The organism is Terrabacter terrigena, from assembly GCF_042676085.1.
Classification (GTDB): domain Bacteria; phylum Actinomycetota; class Actinomycetes; order Actinomycetales; family Dermatophilaceae; genus Terrabacter; species Terrabacter terrigena.
On the sequence record NZ_JBHTKH010000001.1, the window covers coordinates 168326 to 189806 of the forward strand.

Here is a 21481-nt window from a genome sequence, read left to right on the forward strand (position 1 = left end):
GCCTGCTCCTTCGGTTTCGTGGTGAACGGACCCGGTCTGGCGACCGGGTGGTCGGACGATCGGACGATCGAGCCCGTGGTGCTGCTTCCCTGTTGCGTTCCCTGTTGCGCAGAGCTCAGGACTCGATGTTGGCCATCACGTGCTTCACGCGGGTGTAGTCCTCCAGTCCGTACATCGACAGGTCCTTGCCGTAGCCGCTGTGCTTGAAGCCGCCGTGGGGCATCTCGGCGACGATCGGGATGTGCGTGTTGATCCACACGCAGCCGAAGTCGAGCTTGCGGCTCATCCGCATCGCCCGGCCGAAGTCCTTGGTCCACACGCTGGAGGCGAGACCGTACTGCACGCCGTTGGCCCAGGCGAGGGCCTCGGCCTCGTCGGTGAACCGCTGCACCGTGATGACCGGGCCGAAGATCTCGTTCTGGATCTGCTCGTCGTCCTGGCGCAGGCCCGCGAGCACGGTCGGCTCGAAGAAGTAGCCGTCGCCCAGGCCGTCGGCGCGGCGTCCGCCGGCGGCCACCCGGGCGTGGTCGGGCAGGCGGTCGATCATGCCCCCCACGTGCGTGACCTGGTTCGGGTTGTTGACCGGGCCGAAGAGCGCGTCGGCGTCGTCGGGCATCCCGACCTTCGCCTCGTTCTTGGCGTACTCGGCCAGGGCGTCGACGAAGTCGTCGTGGATGCGCGGCCCGGCGAGCACGCGCGTCGCGGCGGTGCAGTCCTGGCCGGCGTTGAAGTAGCCGCCGACCGCGATGCCCTCGACCGCGGCCTCGAGGTCGGCGTCGTCGAAGACCACGACGGGCGCCTTGCCGCCGAGCTCGAGGTGCACGCGCTTGAGGTCGCGCGAGGCACTCTCGGCGACCTGCATGCCGGCGCGCACCGAGCCGGTGATGGCGACGAGCGCGGGGGTCCGGTGCTCGACGAGCACGCGGCCGGTCTCGCGGTCACCGGTGATGACGTTGAAGGTGCCGTCGGGGAGGAACTCGGAGGCGAGCTCGGCGAGCAGCAGCGTGGTCTCCGGCGTCGTGTCCGACGGCTTGAGCACGATGGTGTTGCCCGCGGCCAGGGCCGGGGCGATCTTCCACATCGCCATCATCATCGGGTAGTTCCAGGGGGTGACCTGTCCGACGACGCCGATGGGCTCGCGGCGCACGAAGGACGTGTGGCCCTTCATGTACTCCCCCGCGGACTTGCCCTCGAGCACGCGCGCCGCCCCCGCGAAGAAGCGCAGCTGGTCGAGCATCGGAGGGACCTCCTCGCTCGCGGTCATGGCGTGCGGCTTGCCGGTGTTCTCGCCCTCCAGCCGCACGAAGTCGTCGGCCCTGGCCTCGATCGCGTCGGCGAACTTCAGCAGCGCCGCCTGCCGCTCGCTCGGGGTCGTGTCGCCCCAGGTCTCGAACGCCTTGGAGGCTGCGGCGTACGCCCGGTCGACGTCGGACTGGCTGCTCACGGGTGCCTTGGCCACGACCTGCGCGGACGACGGGTCGACGATGTCGGTCGTGGTGTCGCCGTCGGGGTCGACGTACTGGCCACCGATGAAGTTGCGGAGCTGGCGGGGCTTCGAAGTCATGCCGGAATGCTAGACGCAGACCTTCGCAATCGTGAAGGGTTGACGCGTACATTCTTCGGAATCAGTTGACTGAGGACTTGCCAACAGCGTGTTCCACAGGTCAGTATCGGGACATGACGACCATCCGAGGCGTGGCCAACGCGGCCGGTTCCGGAGGCGGTCGGGCGCGCAGACCCGCGGTCAACCTCGACGACGTGAGCAAGACGATCATCGAGCTGCTCCAGCACGACGGCCGCAAGTCGTACGCCTCGATCGCCCAGCAGGTGGGGCTCTCGGAGGCCGCGGTGCGCCAGCGCGTCCAGCGGCTCCTCGACGCCGACGTCATGCAGATCGTCGCGGTCACCGACCCGCTGCAGGTCGGCTTCCAGCGCCAGGCCATGGTCGGTCTGCGCGTGTCCGGTGACATGACGTCGGTGGCCGACGCCCTGACCGAGATGGACGAGGTCTCCTACGTCGTGACGACGGCCGGCAGCTTCGACGTGCTCGCGGAAGTGGTCTGCGAGAACGACACCCACCTGCTCGAGCTGCTCACGACCCGCATCCGGCCGATCCCGGGCGTCACGGCGACCGAGACGTTCGTCTACCTGAAACTCAACAAGCAGCTCTACAACTGGGGTACACGATGAGCATCAACCCGAACCAGGTCTGGGAACCCTCCTCGGACACCCGGACTCCGACCGGCGCCCTCCACTCCGAAGCGGCGCGCGACCACCTGTGGATGCACTTCACGCGCCACTCCGTGTTCGAGGAGAAGGAGGCCGGAGGCCTCGGCCACTCCGTGCCCATCATCACCAGGGGCAAGGGCTGGAAGATCTGGGACGACCGCGGCAACGAGTACATCGACGGGCTCGCCGGCCTCTTCGTCGTCCAGGCGGGGCACGGCCGCGAGGAGCTCGCCGAGGCGGCCGCCAAGCAGGCCAAGGAGCTCGCGTTCTTCCCGCTGTGGAGCTACGCCCACCCCAAGGCCATCGAGCTCGCCGAGCGCCTCGCGGCCTACGCCCCCGGTGACCTCAACCGGGTCTTCTTCACCACCGGTGGCGGCGAGGCCGTCGAGACCGCGTGGAAGCTCGCGAAGCAGTACTACAAGCTGACCGGCAAGCCGACCAAGCACAAGGTCATCTCGCGCGCCGTCGCCTACCACGGCACCCCCCAGGGCGCACTGTCGATCACCGGCATCCCGGCGGCCAAGGAGATGTTCGAGCCGCTCGTGCCCGGTGCGCACAAGGTGCCCAACACCAACATGTACCGCGCGCCCGAGCACCTGCGCGACGACGAGAAGGCCTTCGGGCGCTGGGCCGCCGACCGCATCGCCGAGGCCATCGAGTTCGAGGGGCCCGACACGGTCGCCGCCGTCTTCCTCGAGCCCGTGCAGAACTCCGGCGGCTGCTTCCCGCCACCGGCCGGCTACTTCGAGCGGGTCCGCGAGATCTGCGACGAGTACGACGTGCTGCTCGTCTCCGACGAGGTCATCTGCAGCTTCGGCCGCATCGGCTCGATGTTCGCGTGCGACGACTTCGGCTACGTGCCCGACATCATCACCTGCGCCAAGGGCATGACGAGCGGCTACTCCCCCATCGGCGCGATGATCGCGAGCGACCGCCTCTTCGAGCCGTTCAAGCAGGGCACGACCTACTTCCCGCACGGCTACACGTTCGGCGGGCACCCCGTCTCGGCGGCCGTCGCCATGGCCAACCTCGACATCTTCGAGCGCGAGGGCCTCAACGACCGGGTCAAGCAGAACGCCCCGATCTTCAAGGCGACGCTCGACAAGCTGCTCGACCTGCCGCTCGTCGGCGACGTGCGCGGGGCCGGCTACTTCTACGGCATCGAGCTCGTTAAGGACAAGGCCACGCGCGAGACGTTCAACGACGCCGAGTCGGAGCGGCTGCTCCGCGGGTTCCTCTCCAAGGCGCTCTTCGATGCCGGGCTCTACTGCCGCGCCGACGACCGCGGCGACCCCGTCATCCAGCTCGCGCCGCCGCTGATCATGGGGCCCGACGAGTTCGACGACATCGAGTCGCGGCTGCGCTCGGTGCTCATCGAGGCCGAGAACCACCTCTGACCGCCCCCCTCCTCGCGTGTGCCGTGGAGGTTGCGCAGGCCAGGATGCCACCCGTTCCGGCGGGTGGCATCGTGCGTTCCCTCGTGGCCGGCTCCGCCGCGTGACGTCGGAACGCTGTGTGGCCCCGTTCGTTGGGTAGGTATCCGACAGACGCGACGCCGACGCTAGGAGAACGACATGGGATTCCTCGACAAGCTGCTCGGGCGCGAGCCGCTGCAGCAACAGCGCACCGCTCCCGCCCCGACCGGGCAGCCCTACCAGGTGCCACCACCGCGTGGCGGGGCCTCGAGCGAGGACGAGCGAGCCATCGCCCGCTACAAGTACCTCCTGCGCACGGCCGACCCCGAGCACATCGAGCGCGTGCACGCCGAGGCGTTCGGCAAGCTGTCGCCGGAGCAGCGCCAGATGGTGCTCCAGCGCCTGACCGAGGACCTCCCCGAGAACGAGCGTCCCCGCACCGACCAGCCGGCCGACCTGGCCCGCAGCGCCACGCGCGCCGAGATGAGCCGTCCGGGCTACCTCCAGGGCGCGTTCGGTGGCGGGCGTGGCATGGGTGGTGGCCTGGGCGGGGGCATGGGTGGTGGCATGGGCATGGGCGGCATGATCGCCGGCTCGATGCTCGGCACCATCGCCGGAGTCGTCGTGGGGTCGGCGCTCGCCGACATGATGCTCGACGGCTACGACTCCTCCCCCGAGGCCCAGGAGGCCGGCGACGCGAGCGCCGACTCGGGCGACTCGGGCGACTCGGGTGACGCTGGTGGTGACTCCGGCGACTCGGGCGGTGACGCCGGGGGCGACGCCGGGGGCTCGGACTTCGGCGACACCGGAGGTGGGGACTTCGGCGGTGGCGACTTCGGCGGTGGCGACTTCGGCGGTGGCGACTTCGGCGGCGGGGACTTCGGCGGCTTCTGACCGGTGACCCGGGCGTGGTTCCGCAGAGTCCCGGCCGCGGAACCACGCCCCGCCGGGGCTCGGGTCAGACTCCGGCGAGCCAGTGGAAGAGCGCTGCGATGCCGAGGATCACCGGCACCGAGGCGAACGTGCTGACGAAGACCGTGTCGCGAGCCAGGTTGACCTCGCGACGGTAGCGGACGGCATACGTGAAGATGTTCTGAGCGGTGGGCAGTGCCGCCGTCACGACGACGGCGAAGAGTGCCTCGCCGCGCAGCCCGAGCGCGAGGCCGACGCCGAGCGCGATGGCGGGCATGACGAGGATCTTGAGCCCGACGATGGTCCAGACGTGCTCGGCGCCGCGGCCGGTCGCGGGTCGCGGGCCACGGCGGAGCGAGATGCCGAAGGCCACGAGCATCGAGGGCACCGCCATCGCCCCGAGCAGGTCGATGGGTGCGGCGACGACGCGCGGCAGGTCGATGTCGAAGATCGCGATGAGCAGGCCGGCGACGGCGCCGAGCGTGATGGGGTTGCTGAACATCCGGCGCAGGCTGCGCAGCAGCGTCGGCCGCTCGCCGCGGGCGTCGCTGTCGAAGAGTGCCATGTAGACCGGCGTGATGATGAGCAGCTGCATGAGGAGCGTCGGCGCCACCCAGGCGACGTCACCGAGGACGTAGAGCGCGATCGGGATGCCGAGGTTGCCGGCGTTGACGTATGCCGCCGAGAGGCTTCCGATGAGACGTGACCCGAGCCCCTCTCCCGCCCAACGGAACCGGGCGACGAGCAGGTAGACGGCGACCACGGCCGTGAAGCTGATGAGCGACGTCACGAGGTTGGCCGAGAGCACGGCGTCGAGCGAGGTGCGCTGCATGACGGTGAGCAGCAGGGCCGGTGAGGCGACGTGGAAGGCAAGGCGCGAGAGGTTGACCTGGGCGGACTCGTCGAGGATGCGGCGGTGCGCGAGGAACCAGCCGACGGCGACGATGACCGCGATCGTCGCGAAACCCTCGAGGACCCCGACCATGCGACCGATCCTGTCAGCGAGCCGCGACGCATGACGGCCGGGTCCGCTCCTCGATCCTCGGCGGGGTCGGGCCGTGCAGGATGGGCCCATGGAGATCGAGACGCTCGAGGAGTTCGACGACCACCTCGCCTCGGACGGCCCGCTGCGCGGCCTCCGGCTGCAGGATCTCGACCTCACGGGCTACGCCGACCGCCTGGCAGCCCGCGGCGACCTCACGGGTCTCGTCGTGCTGGGCGGGAAGGTCCCGCTACCGGTCGCCGAGGTGCTGCTCCGCGGAGGCGCGATCCAGTTCCCCGGCGTGGCGGACGCGCCGGTGGACCCGTGGCGCGGCCTCTACCTCCCCTCCGACCTGTACGCCGGGCTCCAGGACGGTTACGCCGCGACCCCCGACGCCGAGGCGTACGCGTGGTTCATCGACGCGAGGCTGCGCACCGACGCGTACTGCACCCTGGTACGGGCGATCCACGACGACTCCGTGACCGACGACCTCGACGAGTTCGTCCAGGGCCGCTCGGTCGTCGGCATCATGGGCGGCCATGCGCTGCAACGGAACTCACGTTCGTACGCCGGTGCAGCGGGACTCGGACACAGCCTTGCCGAGGAGGGCTACCTCGTCGCGACGGGGGGCGGTCCCGGCGCGATGGAGGCCGCGAACCTCGGTGCCCTGTGCCGCAGCGCGGCCGCGGTCGAGGAGGCTGTCGCCCGCATCGCGCCGGTCCCGAGCTTCCGGCCCGACGTGACTGCCTGGGCGGCCGGCGCGCTGGCGGCGCGGACGGCGGTCGTCGGTGACGAGCCGGACGCGCCCATCGACACGCTCGGCCCGACCGCCCGCTCCCTGGGCATCCCGACGTGGTTCTACGGGCACGAGCCGCCGAACGTCTTCTGCGACGTCATCGCGAAGTACTTCTCCAACGCGATCCGCGAGGAGGGACTGCTCGCCCGGTCCAACGCCGGGATCGTCGTGCTCGACGGGGCCGCGGGCACGGTGCAGGAGATCTTCCAGGCAGTGACGCCGCTCTTCTACGCCGTCGACGACGCACCCCTGCCGCCGCTCATCCTCGTCGGCCGCGAGCACTGGACCGAACGCGTGCCGGTCTGGGCGGCGGTCACGGCGATGGCGGCCGGCCGCCCGATGGAGGAGGCGATCCACCTCGTCGACACGATCGACGACGTCCTCCCCCTCCTGCCCGCCCTGACCGCGTGACCCCTGACCGCGTGACCCCTGACCCGATGTCCCGATGTCCTGACCGCAGACCTCCGCCCCTGCGCGCCGAACCCGTGAGCTCGGCCCGGGACGGTCAGGCGGGCCCGGGGGCACGGAGCACGGGGGCGAGGGCGTCGAGCACCGACGCGTCCTCGATCGTCGCCGGTACCGCGGTCTCCTTGCCGTCGGCCATCTCGCGCATCGTCTTGCGGAGGATCTTGCCCGAGCGCGTCTTGGGCAGTGCCGCCACGATGTCGACGCGGTGCAGCGCGGCGACGGCCCCGACCTCCGACCGGACCCGCACCACGAGCTCGCGCCGGATGCGTTCGCCGTCGGCCTCGGCGTCGACGCCGGACTTGAGCACCACGAGGGCGCGAGGCACCTGCCCCTTGAGGTCGTCGTGGACGCCGATCACGGCGCACTCGGCCACGGCCTTGTGCCCGGCGAGGGCCGCCTCGAGCGAGCCCGTCGACAGGCGGTGCCCGGCGACGTTGAGCACGTCGTCGGTGCGGCCCATGACGTACAGGTAGCCGTCCTCGTCGAGATAGCCGCCGTCACCGGTGAGGTAGTACCCCGGGTGGGCCGACAGGTAGGAGCTCACGTAGCGGTCGTCGTCCCCCCACAGCGTGGGAAGGGTGCCCGGCGGCATGGGCAGCTTGATGCAGATCGCCCCCTCGACACCTGGCCCAACGGGCTGGCCGGAGCCGTCGAGCACCTGCACGTCGTAGCCGGGCACAGCCACCGTCGGTGACCCCGGCTTGATGGGCATGAGGCCGATCCCCTTGGGGTTGCACGCGATCGGCCACCCGGTCTCGGTCTGCCACCAGTTGTCGATGACGGGCTTTCCGAGGGCGGCGGAGGCCCACTCGTAGGTGTCGGGGTCGAGCCGCTCACCCGCGAGGTAGAGCGCGCGGAAGCGCGAGAGGTCGTGCTCGGCGAGCTTCGAGGCCGTCGAGTCCTCCTTCTTGATCGCCCGGAACGCGGTCGGGGCGGTGAAGAGACAGACCGCGCCGTACTCGGCGATGACCCGCCAGAACGCCCCGGCGTCGGGGGTGCCCACCGGCTTGCCCTCGTAGAGCACGGTCGTCGCCCCGGTGAGCAGCGGGGCGTAGACGATGTACGAGTGGCCGACGACCCACCCGACGTCGCTCGCGGTGAACATCGTCTCGCCCGGCGCCACGTCGTAGAGGTTCGCCATCGACCAGCGCAGCGCGACGGCATACCCGCCGCTGTCGCGGTAGATCCCCTTCGGCTTCCCGGTCGTGCCAGAGGTGTAGAGGATGTACAGCGGGTCGGTGGCGGCGACTGGCACGCAGTCGGCCGGCTCGGCGTCGGCGTACACCTCGTCCCACGTCATCTCCTCCCAGTCCGTGTCGCGCTCGCCCACCGCGGCACGGGACTGCTCGCGCTGCAGCACGATCACCGACTCGGGCTTGTGGCTGCTTCGGTCGAGGGCCGCGTCGAGCATCGGCTTGTACTCGACGACGCGGTTCGGCTCGACACCGCAGCTCGCCGAGACGACGACCTTGGGCTCGGCGTCCTCGATGCGCGCGGCGAGCTCCTGAGGGGCGAACCCGCCGAAGACCACGGAGTGGATCGCGCCCAGCCGGGCGCAGGCGAGCATGGCGACGACTGCCTCGGGGACCATCGGCATGTAGATGACCACCCGGTCACCCTTCTCCACACCGAGACCCGACAGCGCACCCGCGAAGCGCGACACGCGACCCAGCAGGTCTGCATACGTCAGCGTGGCCTTCGTTCCCGTGACGGGCGAGTCGTACCGGACGGCGGGCTGGTCACCGCGCCCGGCGGCGACGTGCCGGTCGAGCGCGTTGAAGCAGACGTTGAGCTCGGCGTCGGGATACCAGCGGTAGAACGGAGGTCGGGTGTCGTCGAGGATGCGCGTCGGCGGTGTGACCCAGTCGATGGCACCGGCGGCCTCGCGCCAGAAGCCCTCAGGGTCGGCCAGGCTCGCGTCGTGGACCTTCTGGTATGCCGTCGTGGCGCCGTCGCTCATGCCCTCACTCTGCCGCCGCGCCCTCCACGACACCAGAGTCGGTGCGCTGAGGTGACGCCTCAGCGGGACGAGCGGTCCGGATCGCGACGCACATCGCAGCGGCCATGAGGCAGAGCACCGCGGCGACGTACCACGCGAGGTCGTACGTGCCGAGCTGGTCGCGGACGAGCCCCGCCCCGAGCGCTGCGACCGCGGCGCCGAGCTGGTGCGAGGCGAAGACCCAGCCGAAGACGATCGGGGCGCGCTCGCCGAAGGCGCTGCGGCACAGAGCGATCGTCGGCGGCACGGTCGCGACCCAGTCGAGCCCGTAGAACAGGATGAAGGCCAGCATGTTGACGTGCATGTGGTCGCTGAAGAGCGATGGCAGCAGGAACAGCGAGGCACCGCGCAGCGTGTAGTACGCCGCGAGCAGGATGCGCGCGTCGACCCGGTCGGTGAGCCAGCCCGAGAACACGGTGCCGGCGACGTCGAAGACGCCGACGAGGGCGAGCAGGCCCGCCGCCGTGGTCGTCGGCATGCCGTGGTCGTGGGCGGCCGGGATGAAGTGTGTGCCCACCAGCCCGTTGGTCGACATGCCGCAGACCGCGAAGCTGCCCACCAGGAGCCAGAACACCTTCGTGCGGGCCGCGTCGCGCAACGTGCCGACTGCGAGCTGCACCGGGCGGCCCGTCGGGCGGGGTGGGCGGGCCGCCGGTGTGCCCGCGGGCGAGCCGTACGCCGTGAGGCCGAGCACGCTCGGGCGGTCGTGCAGCTTCCAGAGGACGAGCGGGACCACCGTCAGTGCTGCGGCGGCGGTGGCGATGGCTGCCGAGCGCCATCCGTGGTGCTCCGCCAGCCAGGCGAGCACGGGCAGGAAGATCAGCTGTCCGGTGGCGCCGGCCGCGGTGAGGATGCCGGTCACGAGGCCGCGGCGGGCGACGAACCACCGGCCGGTCACGGTCGCGACGAGGCCCATCGACATGGCCCCGGTGCCCATCCCGACGACGATGCCCCAGCAGAGCACGAGCTGCCACGACTGGGTCATCCAGATCGGCAGCAGCGAGCCGAGGCTGACGAGCCCGAGTGCGACGGCGATGACGCGCTGGATGCCGAGGCGCTCCATGAGGGCGGCCGAGAACGGCGCGGCGAGCCCGAAGAGCACGAGGTTGACCGAGACCGCGCCACCGATGACACCCATCGGCCAGCCGAACTCGTCGTGGAGCGGCGTCATGAGCACGCCGGGCGTCGAACGGAAGCCGGCGGCACCGATGATCGTCAGGAAGGTGACGACGGCGACCCACCAGGCGGGGTGGAGGCGTGGGGTCTGCGAAGGCGCGTCGACGGCGCGGTCGGTGAGGGTCACGGGGCAACTCTGCGGCATACGGGGTGGGCGACGCGAGTGGCCGGAGGGACATCATGTGAAAGAATCCGGCCATGACCCGCACGCCGTCCCACCGGCCCCACCTCGTCGTGGTGCTCGCCCTCGACACCGTGATCGCCTTCGAGCTCGGGCTCGCCCACCGCTTCCTCGCCTCGTCGGCGCTGGACCCCGGCTGGCCCGGCGAGCCGACGGGCTCGGCGCCGCCCTACGACGTGCGCATGGTCACCGTCGACGACGGACCCGTTCGCACCTCCGCCGGTTACCGAGCGCTGCCCACCGACCCGAGCACCCTTGTGGCACAAGCCGACACGATCGTCATCCCGGGCATCAACGGCACGATCATCCGCGACGGCGTGCTCCCCGACGCCCTGGTCCGGCTGGCCGGCACGGCGCGACCCGAGGCCCGGTGGGTGTCCATCTGCACAGGTGCGTTCGTCCTCGCAGCCCTCGGAAAGCTCGACGGCCGCGAGGCCACCACGCACTGGTGCCACGTCGACGCGTTCCGGCGGCTGTTCCCCGAGGTGCACCTCACCCCCGACGTGCTCTACGTCGACCACGGCGACGTGCTCACCTCGGCCGGCAACGCCGCCGGCATCGACCTGCTGCTCCACGTGCTGCGCTCCGACCACGGCACCGAAGCCGCCAACCGGGTCGCCCGCGGTGCCGTCGTCGCACCATGGCGGGCCGGCGGCCAGGCCCAGTTCATCGACCGGCCCGTGCCCGACGAGTCCGACGCGGGCACCGGGCCGACCCGGGCGTGGGCGCTCGAGCGCCTGGACGAGCCGATCTCGCTCGCAGACCTGGCCCGGCACGCCGGCATGAGCGTGCGCACCTTCACCCGCCGGTTCCGTGAGGAGACCGGCGAGACGGCCGTGACGTGGCTGACGCGCGCCCGCGTCGACCGGGCGCGGCACCTGCTCGAGACGACCGACCTGCCCGTCGACCGTGTGGCGGCCGACGCCGGCTTCGGCACGACCGCCTCACTGCGCCAGCAGCTGTCGGCCGCCGTCGGCGTCTCACCCCTGGCCTACCGCCGCACCTACCGCGACCCCCACCCCGCCGCCTGACCCGACGAGAGGCCGACGCGTGCCGCCTCCCCCACGTCGAGAGGCCACTCACGGCCCGGCGTCCGTTGCCCTCTCGACTGCCGTTGGGCGGCCACGAGTGGCCTCTCGACGGTTGCGTCCGGGGTGAAGGTGACGGCTGGAGGTGTCAGGCGGTGGCGGCGGCCAGCTGGCCGCAGGCCCCGTCGATGTCCTGACCGCGCGTGTCGCGGATCGTGGTCGGGATGCCGTGTGCTCGAAGCCGCTCGACGAAGTTCTGCTCGACGCCCTGCCGCGAGGCGGTCCACTTCGAGCCCGGCGTCGGGTTGAGCGGGATCGGGTTGACGTGCACCCAGCCCTTGCCGCGCGCGGCGAGCTTCTCGCCGAGCAGGTCGGCACGCCAGCCGTGGTCGTTGATGTCGCGGATCAGGGCGTACTCGATGGAGACGCGCCGACCGGTCGCCTCGTAGTAGCGGTGCGCGGCGTCGAGCGCCTCGTCGACCGACCACCGGGTGTTGATCGGCACCAGCTCGTTGCGCAGCTCGTCGTCGGGCGCGTGCAGGGACAGGGCGAGCGTGACCGGGATGCCCTCGGCCGTCAGCTTGTCGATGCCCGGCACCAGCCCGACGGTCGACATCGTGATGCCGCGGGCCGACATGCCGAGGCCGTCGGGTGCGGGGTCGGTGAGGCGCCGGATGGCCCCGATCGCCGCCTTGTAGTTGGCGAGGGCCTCGCCCATGCCCATGAAGACGACGTTGCTGACGCGCAGCGGGTGCTCGCGGTCCTCGTCGCCGCCGCCCGCGAGCTCGCCCCGGCGCAGTGCGCGGGCGGCCCAGACGACCTGCTCGACGATCTCGGCGGCCGACATGTTGCGGGTCAGGCCCGCCTGGCCGGTCGCGCAGAACGGGCAGTTCATACCGCAGCCCGCCTGGCTCGAGATGCAGATGGTGACGCGCTTCGGGTAGCGCATGAGCACCGACTCGACGATCGCGCCGTCGTGCAGGCGCCACGCGTACTTCATCGTCTGGCCGTCGTCGGCGACGCGCTGGACGACAGGGGTCAGCAGCGTGGGCAGCAGGTCGGCCGCGAGGTCCGAGCGGACGCCCTTGGGCAGGTCGGTCATCTGCTCGGGGTCGTCGACGAGCCGCTCGAAGTAGTGGGTGGACAGCTGCTTGGCCCGGAAGCCCTTGTGCCCGAGCGCCTCTACGGCCTCCTTGCGCTCAGTCGGGCTGAGGTCGGCGAGGTGGCGGGGCGGCTTGCCCCGGCGGGGCGCCTTGAAGGTCAGCTGCCCCGGCTCGGGGCGGGTGGTCGTCGGCTCGGGCAGCGCGACAGGCGCGGGTGCGGGGGTCTCAGTCATGGCTCCCCCATTGTCTCAGGTGGAGTCAAAACGAGCCGTATGCCGTCGCGCGGGGCGGCGCCGGGTCCCGCCGCCCGCGCCTGGCCAGGTGCAGGGGTTGCGCCGACGGGGACCCAGGTGGACACAGCGACGTCAGGTGGGCTTGGCCGCGAGCAGGGTGAGCACGGCCCAGACGATCGGCGCGACGACCACGAGCGAGTCGAGCCGGTCCATGACGCCGCCGTGCCCGGGGAGGATGTTGGACATGTCCTTGATTCCGAGGTCGCGCTTGATGAGCGACTCCATCAGGTCGCCGACGGTCGCCGCGATCGCGACCCCGATGCCGAGGGCGATGCCGATCCACCACGCGTGGCCGAGGAAGAAGTGGACGGTGAGCGAGCCGCCCACGATGCAGAGCAGAACCGAGCCCGCGAAACCCTCCCACGACTTCTTCGGGCTGATCGACGGGGCCATCGGGTGCCTGCCGAAGAGGACGCCGGCGGCATAGCCGCCGACGTCGCTGCAGACCGTCGTGATGAGGAAGACGAACACGCGGCCGACGCCGTCCTCGGGCGCGAGCAGCAGCACCGCGAAGCCGACGAGCAGGGTCGGGTAGGTCGCGACGAAGATGCCGCCCATGACGTCGCGGCCGGCGCCGTCGAGGTGACCCGTGCCGCGCCAGAGCACCACCGCCAGACACGTGAGCACCCACGCCACGACGAGGCCGGCCGGCCCGTGCTCGTAGGCCGCCCACAGCGTGGCGAACATCCCGAGGACCGGGGGCACGAGGGGCGCCCGCACGGCGGCCTGGCGCAGGGCCGCCCGCAGCTCCCAGATCGCGACGGCCACGGCGAGCGCGACGAGGACGACGAACGACTCCTTGCGGATGAGCAGGGTCGACACGATGAGCACGCCCAGCCCCAACCCGACGCCGATGGCCGCGGGCAGGTTGCGCCCGGCGCGGCTCTGCTTCTTCTCGAGAACGGCCTGGGCGGGCAGGCCGGCGAGCTCGTCGAGCCTGGGGTCGTACGGCACCGGGTCGAGGGGCCCGTGGGGCTCGTCGACGACGGGCTCCCCACTGCCGAGGTCCCCGCGATCCGACGGGGACTCAGACGGGGACTCAGATGGGGACTCGGACGGGGATTCGGACGTCATCATCGGGTCGAACGTCGAGGTCACACCTCGAGCAGCTCGGTCTCCTTGGCCTTGACGAGCGAGTCGACGAGGTCGGTGTGCTTCTTCGTGAGCCCGTCGAGCTCCTTCTCCGCACGCGAGCCGTCGTCCTCGCCGACCTCGCCGTCCTTGACGAGCTTGTCGAGGTCGGTCTTGGCCTTGCGGCGGATGTTGCGCACCGAGACGCGGGCCTCCTCGGCCTTGTGGCTCGCGAGCTTGATGTACTCGCGGCGGCGCTCCTCGGTCAGCTCCGGCATGACGCAGCGGATCTGGGTGCCGTCGCTGCTCGGGTTGACGCCGAGGTCGGAGTCGCGGATGGCCTTCTCGATCTCGTGCATGGCCGACTTGTCGAACGGGATGACGAGGATGGTGCGCGGCTCGGGGTTCTGGAACGACGCGAGCTGCTGCAGGGGCGTCGGGGCGCCGTAGTACTCGACCGTGAGCTTGTTGAACAGGCCCGGGTTGGCCCGCCCGGTGCGGATGCCCGCGAAGTCCTCCTTGAGGACCTCGACGGCCTTGTCCATCTTCTCCTCGGCCTCGAACATCGTCTCTTCGATCATGGCTCTCTGGCTTCCTCGTCGCTCGTTGGCGGGTGAACGGGGTGGTGCGCGGTGGTCGGCGGTCGTGCCGGTGGTGCGTGTCTGCGGCTGGTGCGTGTTTGCGGCTGGTGCGGTCAGGCGTTGGTGACCAGCGTGCCGATCCTCTCACCGAGGAGCGCACGCGTGATGTTTCCCGCCCCCTCCATGCCGAAGACGACCATGGGCAGCTTGTTCTCCATGCAGAGGCTGAACGCCGCCGCGTCGACGACCTTGAGCCCCTCGACGATCGCGTCGTTGAAGGTGACCGTGTCGAGCTTCTTGGCGTCGGGGTTGCTGCGGGGGTCGGAGTCGTAGACGCCGTCGACGCCGTTCTTGGCGATGAGCACGGCGTCGCACTTGATCTCGAGGGCACGCTGCGCGCTCACGGTGTCGGTCGAGAAGAACGGCATGCCGGCGCCGGCGCCGAAGATGACGACGCGGCCCTTCTCGAGGTGGCGGATCGCGCGGCGCGGGATGTACGGCTCGGCGACCTGCTGCATCGCGATCGCGGACTGCACACGGGTCTCGATGCCCTCCTTCTCGAGGAAGTCCTGCAGGGCGAGGCAGTTCATGACGGTGCCGAGCATGCCCATGTAGTCGGCGCGCGTGCGGTCCATGCCACGCTGCTGGAGCTCGGCGCCGCGGAAGAAGTTGCCGCCGCCGATGACGACGGACACCTGCACGCCACCTCGGACGGCCTCGGCGATCTGCTTGGCGATGCCGGAGACGACGGCCGGGTCGAGGCCGATGCTGCCGCCCCCGAACACCTCACCGGAGAGCTTGAGCAGAACCCGGTGGAAGGGGGTCGTCTGGGCGTCGGTCATGGCTCAGGGCCTCCTCGTGGGCAGCATTCAGGCGGTCGGTCGATCTTTCCACATCCCGTCGCCATCGTCCGCATCGAGGTGCCGACCGGACCTCAGGCGGGAGCCGCCCCGGCCAGGATCTGGGGCAGGGCCGCCGCGAGCCGCGCGTAGTCGTCCTCGTCGTTGTAGGGCGCGGCCGCGAGCCGCAGGTAGCCGCGCCCGTCGAACGCGACCGGCGGCACGACGAAGCCGGCCGCGTGCAGACGCTGCCAGAGCGCCTCGGCCGACTCCGTCGTGTCGGCCACACCCTCCGGCAGCGCGACGAGCCTGAGGCAGGGGGCAGAAGGTATGCCGCCGTGCGGGCTCTCGGTGCCCAGCGCGGACCGCACGTGCTCGGCACCGTGCAGCAGCAGGTCGGCGTTGCGGGCGACCTGCTCCCAGCCGCCGAGCTCGGCCCAGACCTCGAGGCCGTCGGCGACGGCAGCCCAGGCGGAGTGGTCGACGGTGCCCTGCAGGTCGAAGCGCTCGGGGAAGGACAGCCCGTGGCTCCACGACGTGACGAGCGGCCGCATGTCCTCGCGGTGCCCGGGCGCCACCCACAACGCTGCGGCTGCCCGGGGCGTGTAGGCCCACTTGTGCAGGTTGCCCGCCCAGAACGCGACACCGAGCGCCTCCACGTCGAGGCCCGGGAGCGCCCCGGGCGCGTGCGCCGCATCGACGAGGACGGGCACCGGCGCGACGGCCGCCGCCACCTCGGCGACGGGGAGCACCAGGGCGGTCGGCGAGGTGATCTGGTCGACGACGACGAGCCGGGTGCGGTCGGTGACCGCCGCCGCGAAGGCGGCCGCCACCTTGGCCGGGTCCGCGTCGACCGGGAACTCGGCCGTGCGCAGGGTCGCGCCGCGCGCCTCGGCCGACCAGCCGGCGGTGAGGTAGCCGTGGTTGCTCACGACGACGTCGTCGCCCGGCCCGATGCCGAGACCCTGGAGCACGACCCCGACCGCCTCGGTGACGTTTCGCACCAAGGCCGTCGACCCGGCTGGCAGTCCCAGGAACGCCGCTGCGCGCGCACGCGCGTCTGCGAGCACCGCCGGCAGCTCGTCGCGGAAGGCGCGCATCGGCGATCGCTCGATGCGGGCGCGGGCCCGGTCCTGGGCCTCGCGCACCGACCGGGGCACCGCACCGAAGGCGCCGTGGTTGAGGTGGGTCAGGGCCGGGTCGAGCTCGAACAGCTCGGCGATGTCACGACGCACCAGGACATCCTGCCTCAGCGTGCGAGCGCCCCCGCCATGAGGTCGGGGCACGCTGCCGCCTCGGTCGGTGTCAGCGGCGCCGGCGCGGCCGCTACCTCGCGCGAACGGCCGAGGTTCCAGGAGAGCAGGTCCTCGCGTGACGCCCGGACCTCGATGGTCGACGGCTGCACGATGCAGGCGGACAGGGCCCGCGGCAGGCCCGCGACGATCGTCGGCGTCGCGTCGGGTCCGAGGGTGCGCAGGTACCCGGTGTCGAGCTTGCCGGTGGTGGCGTAGCGGTCGATGTTGTGCTGCGCCACCCAGGCCTCCGGGTTGAGCAGCCCGCCGACGAGGACGAAGGCCGCCGCCGACATCAGGGCCGCGCGCGGCAGCCACCAGCCCCGGAGCCGGATGCCGGCGACGGTGACCAGCACGACGACGAGGCCGAGCCACAGCTCGAACGCGTCGACGAGCACGCGCAGGACGGTGAAGCCGTACGCCTGCTGGTAGAGGTCCATGCGGTGCAGCGCCGAGGCGACGACGACGAGGGTGAGGGCACACAGCGCACCGAGCACGCCACGGAGGACGAGGCGTTCGGTGGCGGTCTCCCGGGGCGCCTTGCGCGCGGCGATGGCGATGGTCAGCAGGGTGAGCAACGTGGCGGACGTGAGCTGACCGAAGCCCTGGTGCACGTAGTCGGCGTACGTGAGGCCGGTGGTGCGCTGGATGTACTCGTGTCCGCCGAACAGGGCTGCCGCCTGCGCCACGACGAACGCGACGAACAGCGTGACGACGAGCCCGACCGGCACGACCCACTCGAAGGTGCGCGCGACCGGACGACCGGCGGGCAGTGCGACGCGCTGGACCCTCGGCGGGTTGAGCGCGACGTAGGAGGCGGCGAGCAGTGCCCCACCCATGACGAACCCGACGAAGAAGCGGAAGGTCAGGCTGTCCCAGGCGAACTGGGGCACGATCGCGCTCGCCCACGAACCGAAGATCGCGTCGCCCGAGGCGAAGAGACCACCGAACACGACCAGCGCGACGAGCGAGATGGCGGCGGTCCGCACGATCGGCCACACGATGCTCACCCGGCTCGTGGCGCCGACGCTCCGGCCGAGCAACGGCAGCCCACGCAGGGCGGCGAGTGGCCACGAGGCGGCGCCGGCGACCATCGACACCAGCGCCCTGGCGTCGGTGAGGGCCGTGGTCGTCAGGACGAGCCCGAGCAGCACGGCGAGCACCATGAGCCACTCGGTCGACCGCAGGACCGACAAGGAGGCGAGTCCGGTGCACACCGCGGCCGTCGCGATGGTCCAGGGCTGCAGCCGTCGCTGCGACGTGCGCCAGAGGACGACGCCACCGACCATGAGCACGAGGAAGAGCGCGACGCCCATGTCGCGGTACGGCAGCAGCACCGCGGCCAGGACGCCTACTCCGACGCAGGTGAGGAGCAGCCGCACCTGGGGGCCCACGCCCGTCTCGGGCCACAGGTCGCCGAAGAGTGAGTCGAGCAGCGGTTTGGGCGCGCCGACCGGCACGGTTCCCGGCGTCGCGGCCGGGGCGGGGCCCCCGCTCGGGTTCGTCGGGTCGGGCGTCGAGCCTGCTGCGGCGGGGATCGGGACGGGCACGGCGGTCTCCTCGGTCGTCGGTCTGGTGCCGGCGGGGCTGCCGGTCGTGCCGGTAGCGGCATACGTGGTGGGGACGGGCGGGTGCTGCACCGGGGGCCGTGGAGCTCGCGGCAGCACGGCGCGGATGCGCGCCCCTTGCTCCCCCGGCGGGGTCGGCAAGGCCACGAGCGAGCCGCCGTGGAGCTCGCACACCCAGCTCGCGATGGCGAGCCCGATGCCGGTGCCGCCGCCCGCGTCGTCCCCCGAACCGAACCGGTCGAAGACCCGCTCGACGTGCTCCGGCGCGATGCCGGCGCCCTCGTCGGCCACGAGCAGCCACCACCGGTCCTCGCCCTCGGGTCCGGCGCTCACGGTGACCGTGCCGCCCCTGGGGCTGTGCCGGTCGGCGTTGTCGAGCAGGTTGGCGAGCACCTGGTGCAGACGAGCGGCATCGGCGGTGACGGTGAGGCCTGCGGGCACGTCGACGACGTGCACCGTGCCGCGACGCGAGACGCCGGCCTCCGCCACGGCCGTCTCGACGAGCTCACGGACGTGCACCCTCCCCAGGGCGAGCGGGACCCGCCCGCCGTCGACGCGGCTGAGGTCGAGGAGGTCACCGACGAGCGCGCCGAGTCGCTCGGCCTGCGACAGGGCGGTGCGCAGCACCGCGTCGTCGGGGCGCACCACGCCGTCGACGAGGTTCTCGAGCAGCGCCTGCTGCGCGGTGAGGGGCGTGCGCAGCTCGTGCGAGACGGTGGCGACGAGCTGGCGACGCTGGCGGTCCGCGTCGGCGAGGTCGGCGGCCATGGTGTTGAAGGCCGCCGAGAGTGTGCCCACCTCGTCGGTGGCCGTGGCCGTGACCCGTTGTGAGTAGTCTCCGGTCGCCATCCGTGACGCGGCAGCCGTCATCTCGCGCAGCGGCGAGGTCATGCCGCGGGCGAGCCACTGCGTGACCCCGAGCGCGGCGACCACCGTCACCGGGACCGTGAGCCAGACAGGCACCTCGGCCCGGTCGCCGATCTCGGAGACGAGGATCGCCGCGACGATGCTGCAAGCGACGAGCAGGCCCAGCTTCACCTTGATCGAGCGGATGGCGTCGAGGGGCCGGTCGGTGTTCACGGGGCCTCGTCCGCGCTCTGGGCGGCCCGCGAGCGATGCGGGCCGCCAGGGTCGACCGCGTCGGAGGGACCGGCGTCGTCGGCCTCGAGGGCGTAGCCGATGCCGTGCACCGTGCGCACGCGGCCGGCGCCGATCTTGGCGCGCAGGGACTTCACGTGGCTGTCGAGGGTGCGCGTGCCGCTCGCGTCGGCCCAGCCCCAGACCTCACGCATGAGCTCGTCGCGGCCGCGGACGGCGCCGGGCTCGGCCGCCATGGCGAGCAGCAGGTCGAACTCGAGCGGGGTCAGGTGCACCTCGCTCCCCCGCACCGAGACGCGCCGCGAGCCGCGGTCGACACCGACGTCGCCGACGGTCAGCACGGGCGGCTGCTCGGCTGCGAGCTCGCGGGCGCGCTCGACACGGCGCAGCAGGGCCCGGATGCGGGCGACGACCTCGCGCATGCGGAACGGCTTGGTGACGTAGTCGTCGGCGCCGACGCCGAGACCGACGAGCAGGTCGGTCTCGTCTGCGCGAGCTGTGAGCATGAGGACCGGCACCGGCCGCTCGGCCTGGATGCGGCGGCACACCTCGAGCCCGTCGAAACCGGGCAGCATGAGGTCGAGCACGACGAGGTCTGGCGAGTGCTGGCCGTGGGCCTCGACGGCGCCAGGGCCGTCGAACGCCTGGACGACTCGGAACCCTTCTGCGACAAGGCGATCCGTGACTGCCTGGTTAATGGTCGGGTCGTCCTCGACCACGAGCAGCGTCGTCGGTGTGGCCGCGCTCTGCGGGCGCGACGGGGTCCCCTGGCTCATGCCACCGACTCTAGGAGCGTGCAGCCGGAGGGCGCGGGTGCGACGTGTGGAGATCGTGTGAAGGTCGCCGGGCGTATGCCGTCGCGCGAGGTCAACCCGACAGCCAGCGCCGGAACAGGCGCGTGACGAACGGCAGCAGCACGTACGTCATCCAGGGGGTGGCCACGAGCGTGGTGACGAGCACCCGCAGCACCGGTGGCCAGCCTCCGCTGAACGGCATGAGCAGGTAGGTCAGGGCGAGGCTCGTCGGGAAGAAGGCGAGCCAGATGACGCTCGCCTGCTTCCACCTCGGCGGCGCGGTCGGGACCGCAGCGCCGGGCTCCTGCACCGAGCGTGAGGTCGGCTCGTCGAACCAGCCCTCGATGCCGGTGCGGTACTCCGTGCGGCGGTGTTCGACCAGGTCGGCTGCGGCGCGCAGCCAGCGGATCCGCTCGGGCGAACGCTCCCAGGTGTCGAGGTGCGCACGCGAGGCGAACCGGTAGAGCATGTGCCAGTCCTCGGCGCCGGAGCGCACCCAGCCCGCACCGAGGAAGCCGTCGAAACGCTCGGCCATCGACGTGCCGGCGTGCACCCACGCCTGCATGAGCAGCTCGTCCTCCGGCGCTGCCCGTCGGGTGATGGCGACGGTCAGGGGGCCGTCCGCCGCGATGGTGTCATCGACGGTGTTGCCCATGGGTCCTCCTCTGGCTCAACGATGTTCGTATGCCTGCCCCGAGGGCTCGTCCGGACGCGACGATGCCGGCCGCCCCGACGGGGCGACCGGCATACGTCGTCGTGCTGCGCGGCCCGGGCTGCGCCGAACCGGCGGAGTCGGTGAGTCAGTGCCTCACTGGCCGACGCGGAAGCGCGCGAAGGACTTCGCCGAGGCGCCGCCCTCCTCGAGCACCTTCGCGACCGTCTTCTTCGGCTCCTTGGCGAACGGCTGCTCGAGCAGGACGTTCTCCTTGAAGAAGCCGTTGACGCGACCCTCGATGATCTTCGGCAGGGCTGCCTCGGGCTTGCCCTCCTCCTTGGCCGTGGCCTCGGCGACGCGACGCTCGTTCTCGACCGTCTCGGCCGGGACCTCGTCACGCGTGAGGACGGTCGGGCTGAACGCCGCGATGTGCATCGCGACGTCGCGGCCGACGGCCTCGTCGCCACCCTCGATCGCGACGAGGACACCGATCTGCGCAGGCAGGTCGGGGCTCGTCTTGTGGAGGTAGGAGACGACCTTGTCTCCCTCGAGCCGCGCCACGCGGCGGATCTCGATCTTCTCGCCGATGGTCGCGTTGGCCTCGTCGATGAGCTCCTGGACGGTCTTGCCGTCCTCGAGCGTGCTCTTGAGGAGCGAGTCGGCGTCGGTGGCGCCGGCCGAGACGGCCTGCGCGAGGACCTGGTCGGCGAGGGCGATGAACTTCTCGCCCTTCGCGACGAAGTCGGTCTCGCAGTTGACCTCGACCAGGGTGCCGACGCCATCGGTGGCCGAAGCCGCCACGAGACCGTTGGAGGCCGAACGGCCCTCACGCTTCGTGACGCCCTTGAGGCCCTTGACGCGCAGGATCTCGACAGCCTTGGCGCGGTCGCCGTCGGCCTCGTCGAGCGCCTTCTTGACGTCCATCATGCCGGCGCCGGTCTGCTCGCGCAGCGCCTTGATGTCAGCGGCGGTGTAGTTCGCCATGCTCTGTATCGCTCTTT

At 71.5% G+C, this 21481-nt stretch carries 18 protein-coding genes; 5 read left to right on the forward strand and 13 right to left on the reverse strand.

Features of this window, described 5'->3' with window-relative positions:
- Nucleotides 1-115: 115 nt before the first annotated feature.
- Complete coding sequence (locus ACFQ2V_RS00765) at nucleotides 116-1564, reverse strand: gamma-aminobutyraldehyde dehydrogenase (RefSeq protein ID WP_386050005.1); 1449 nt, start codon at nucleotides 1562-1564, stop codon at nucleotides 116-118.
- Between the two features lie 113 nt (nucleotides 1565-1677).
- On the opposite strand from ACFQ2V_RS00765, the gene ACFQ2V_RS00770 reads away from it, so the two are divergent.
- The 3 genes from ACFQ2V_RS00770 to ACFQ2V_RS00780 all read left to right on the forward strand — a co-directional run bounded on the left by ACFQ2V_RS00770 (nucleotide 1678) and on the right by ACFQ2V_RS00780 (nucleotide 4538).
- Nucleotides 1678-2190, forward strand: coding sequence for an Lrp/AsnC family transcriptional regulator (locus ACFQ2V_RS00770; RefSeq protein ID WP_386050006.1), 513 nt, complete (start codon nucleotides 1678-1680; stop codon nucleotides 2188-2190).
- On the forward strand, nucleotides 2187-3626 hold the full coding sequence (locus ACFQ2V_RS00775) for an aspartate aminotransferase family protein (RefSeq protein ID WP_386050007.1): 1440 nt from the start codon (nucleotides 2187-2189) through the stop codon (nucleotides 3624-3626). The genes ACFQ2V_RS00770 and ACFQ2V_RS00775 overlap by 4 nt, the downstream gene beginning before the upstream one ends.
- Nucleotides 3627-3803: 177 nt before the next feature.
- The gene (locus tag ACFQ2V_RS00780; protein ID WP_386050008.1) at nucleotides 3804-4538 is read left to right on the forward strand and encodes a hypothetical protein; all 735 of its coding nucleotides are present in this window, start codon (nucleotides 3804-3806) and stop codon (nucleotides 4536-4538) included.
- 64 nt (nucleotides 4539-4602) lie between these two features.
- Here the strand turns inward: ACFQ2V_RS00780 and ACFQ2V_RS00785 are convergent, their stop codons facing one another.
- A complete protein-coding gene (locus ACFQ2V_RS00785) occupies nucleotides 4603-5541 on the reverse strand; it encodes an AEC family transporter (RefSeq protein WP_386050009.1) in 939 nt (312 codons plus the stop codon).
- An 88-nt stretch (nucleotides 5542-5629) separates the two neighbouring features.
- On the opposite strand from ACFQ2V_RS00785, the gene ACFQ2V_RS00790 reads away from it, so the two are divergent.
- Nucleotides 5630-6745: an LOG family protein gene (locus ACFQ2V_RS00790; RefSeq protein WP_386050010.1), complete on the forward strand. Its 1116-nt coding sequence runs from the start codon at nucleotides 5630-5632 to the stop codon at nucleotides 6743-6745.
- Between the two features lie 94 nt (nucleotides 6746-6839).
- Here the strand turns inward: ACFQ2V_RS00790 and ACFQ2V_RS00795 are convergent, their stop codons facing one another.
- A complete protein-coding gene (locus ACFQ2V_RS00795) occupies nucleotides 6840-8762 on the reverse strand; it encodes a propionyl-CoA synthetase (RefSeq protein WP_386050011.1) in 1923 nt (640 codons plus the stop codon).
- Nucleotides 8763-8766: 4 nt separating this feature from the next.
- Nucleotides 8767-10104, reverse strand: a complete 1338-nt coding sequence (locus ACFQ2V_RS00800; RefSeq protein WP_386050012.1) for an MFS transporter — start codon at nucleotides 10102-10104, stop codon at nucleotides 8767-8769.
- Between the two features lie 71 nt (nucleotides 10105-10175).
- Between ACFQ2V_RS00800 and ACFQ2V_RS00805 the strand changes: the two genes are divergently transcribed.
- Nucleotides 10176-11189 carry a GlxA family transcriptional regulator gene (locus ACFQ2V_RS00805; protein ID WP_386050013.1) on the forward strand — a complete coding sequence of 338 codons (1014 nt, stop codon included), beginning with the start codon at nucleotides 10176-10178 and terminating at the stop codon, nucleotides 11187-11189.
- 145 nt (nucleotides 11190-11334) lie between these two features.
- Here ACFQ2V_RS00805 and rlmN read toward each other — a convergent pair whose 3' ends face one another.
- The 9 genes from rlmN to tsf form a co-directional block, all read right to left on the reverse strand.
- Nucleotides 11335-12522, reverse strand: a complete 1188-nt coding sequence (rlmN, locus tag ACFQ2V_RS00810) for a 23S rRNA (adenine(2503)-C(2))-methyltransferase RlmN (protein WP_386050014.1) — start codon at nucleotides 12520-12522, stop codon at nucleotides 11335-11337.
- A 132-nt stretch (nucleotides 12523-12654) separates the two neighbouring features.
- On the reverse strand, nucleotides 12655-13536 hold the full coding sequence (locus tag ACFQ2V_RS00815) for a phosphatidate cytidylyltransferase (RefSeq protein ID WP_386050015.1): 882 nt from the start codon (nucleotides 13534-13536) through the stop codon (nucleotides 12655-12657).
- A 140-nt stretch (nucleotides 13537-13676) separates the two neighbouring features.
- Nucleotides 13677-14234: a ribosome recycling factor gene (gene frr, locus ACFQ2V_RS00820; protein ID WP_386050016.1), complete on the reverse strand. Its 558-nt coding sequence runs from the start codon at nucleotides 14232-14234 to the stop codon at nucleotides 13677-13679.
- 113 nt (nucleotides 14235-14347) lie between these two features.
- Complete coding sequence (pyrH, locus tag ACFQ2V_RS00825; RefSeq protein ID WP_386050017.1) at nucleotides 14348-15076, reverse strand: UMP kinase; 729 nt, start codon at nucleotides 15074-15076, stop codon at nucleotides 14348-14350.
- Nucleotides 15077-15168: 92 nt separating this feature from the next.
- Nucleotides 15169-16308, reverse strand: coding sequence for an aminotransferase class V-fold PLP-dependent enzyme (locus ACFQ2V_RS00830; protein ID WP_386050018.1), 1140 nt, complete (start codon nucleotides 16306-16308; stop codon nucleotides 15169-15171).
- A 14-nt stretch (nucleotides 16309-16322) separates the two neighbouring features.
- Entirely contained in the window at nucleotides 16323-19013 is a 2691-nt protein-coding gene (locus tag ACFQ2V_RS00835; protein WP_386050019.1) for a DUF4153 domain-containing protein, read from the reverse strand.
- Entirely contained in the window at nucleotides 19010-19807 is a 798-nt protein-coding gene (locus tag ACFQ2V_RS00840) for a response regulator (RefSeq protein WP_386050020.1), read from the reverse strand. The genes ACFQ2V_RS00835 and ACFQ2V_RS00840 overlap by 4 nt, the downstream gene beginning before the upstream one ends.
- Before the next feature lie 91 nt (nucleotides 19808-19898).
- Nucleotides 19899-20480 carry an antibiotic biosynthesis monooxygenase gene (locus ACFQ2V_RS00845; RefSeq protein ID WP_386050021.1) on the reverse strand — a complete coding sequence of 194 codons (582 nt, stop codon included), beginning with the start codon at nucleotides 20478-20480 and terminating at the stop codon, nucleotides 19899-19901.
- 153 nt (nucleotides 20481-20633) lie between these two features.
- On the reverse strand, nucleotides 20634-21464 hold the full coding sequence (gene tsf / locus ACFQ2V_RS00850; protein ID WP_386050022.1) for a translation elongation factor Ts: 831 nt from the start codon (nucleotides 21462-21464) through the stop codon (nucleotides 20634-20636).
- Nucleotides 21465-21481 lie beyond the last annotated feature (17 nt).

Bases quoted from the DNA above. Each gene is read 5' to 3' on its own strand.
- ACFQ2V_RS00765 (WP_386050005.1), bottom strand. From the start codon at position 1,564: ATGACTTCGAAGCCCCGCCAGCTCCGCAACTTCATCGGTGGCCAGTAC.
- ACFQ2V_RS00770 (WP_386050006.1), top strand. From the start codon at position 1,678: ATGACGACCATCCGAGGCGTGGCCAACGCGGCCGGTTCCGGAGGCGGT.
- ACFQ2V_RS00775 (WP_386050007.1), top strand. From the start codon at position 2,187: ATGAGCATCAACCCGAACCAGGTCTGGGAACCCTCCTCGGACACCCGG.
- ACFQ2V_RS00780 (WP_386050008.1), top strand. From the start codon at position 3,804: ATGGGATTCCTCGACAAGCTGCTCGGGCGCGAGCCGCTGCAGCAACAG.
- ACFQ2V_RS00785 (WP_386050009.1), bottom strand. From the start codon at position 5,541: ATGGTCGGGGTCCTCGAGGGTTTCGCGACGATCGCGGTCATCGTCGCC.
- ACFQ2V_RS00790 (WP_386050010.1), top strand. From the start codon at position 5,630: ATGGAGATCGAGACGCTCGAGGAGTTCGACGACCACCTCGCCTCGGAC.
- ACFQ2V_RS00795 (WP_386050011.1), bottom strand. From the start codon at position 8,762: ATGAGCGACGGCGCCACGACGGCATACCAGAAGGTCCACGACGCGAGC.
- ACFQ2V_RS00805 (WP_386050013.1), top strand. From the start codon at position 10,176: ATGACCCGCACGCCGTCCCACCGGCCCCACCTCGTCGTGGTGCTCGCC.
- rlmN (WP_386050014.1), bottom strand. From the start codon at position 12,522: ATGACTGAGACCCCCGCACCCGCGCCTGTCGCGCTGCCCGAGCCGACG.
- frr (WP_386050016.1), bottom strand. From the start codon at position 14,234: ATGATCGAAGAGACGATGTTCGAGGCCGAGGAGAAGATGGACAAGGCC.
- pyrH (WP_386050017.1), bottom strand. From the start codon at position 15,076: ATGACCGACGCCCAGACGACCCCCTTCCACCGGGTTCTGCTCAAGCTC.
- ACFQ2V_RS00840 (WP_386050020.1), bottom strand. From the start codon at position 19,807: ATGAGCCAGGGGACCCCGTCGCGCCCGCAGAGCGCGGCCACACCGACG.
- ACFQ2V_RS00845 (WP_386050021.1), bottom strand. From the start codon at position 20,480: ATGGGCAACACCGTCGATGACACCATCGCGGCGGACGGCCCCCTGACC.
- tsf (WP_386050022.1), bottom strand. From the start codon at position 21,464: ATGGCGAACTACACCGCCGCTGACATCAAGGCGCTGCGCGAGCAGACC.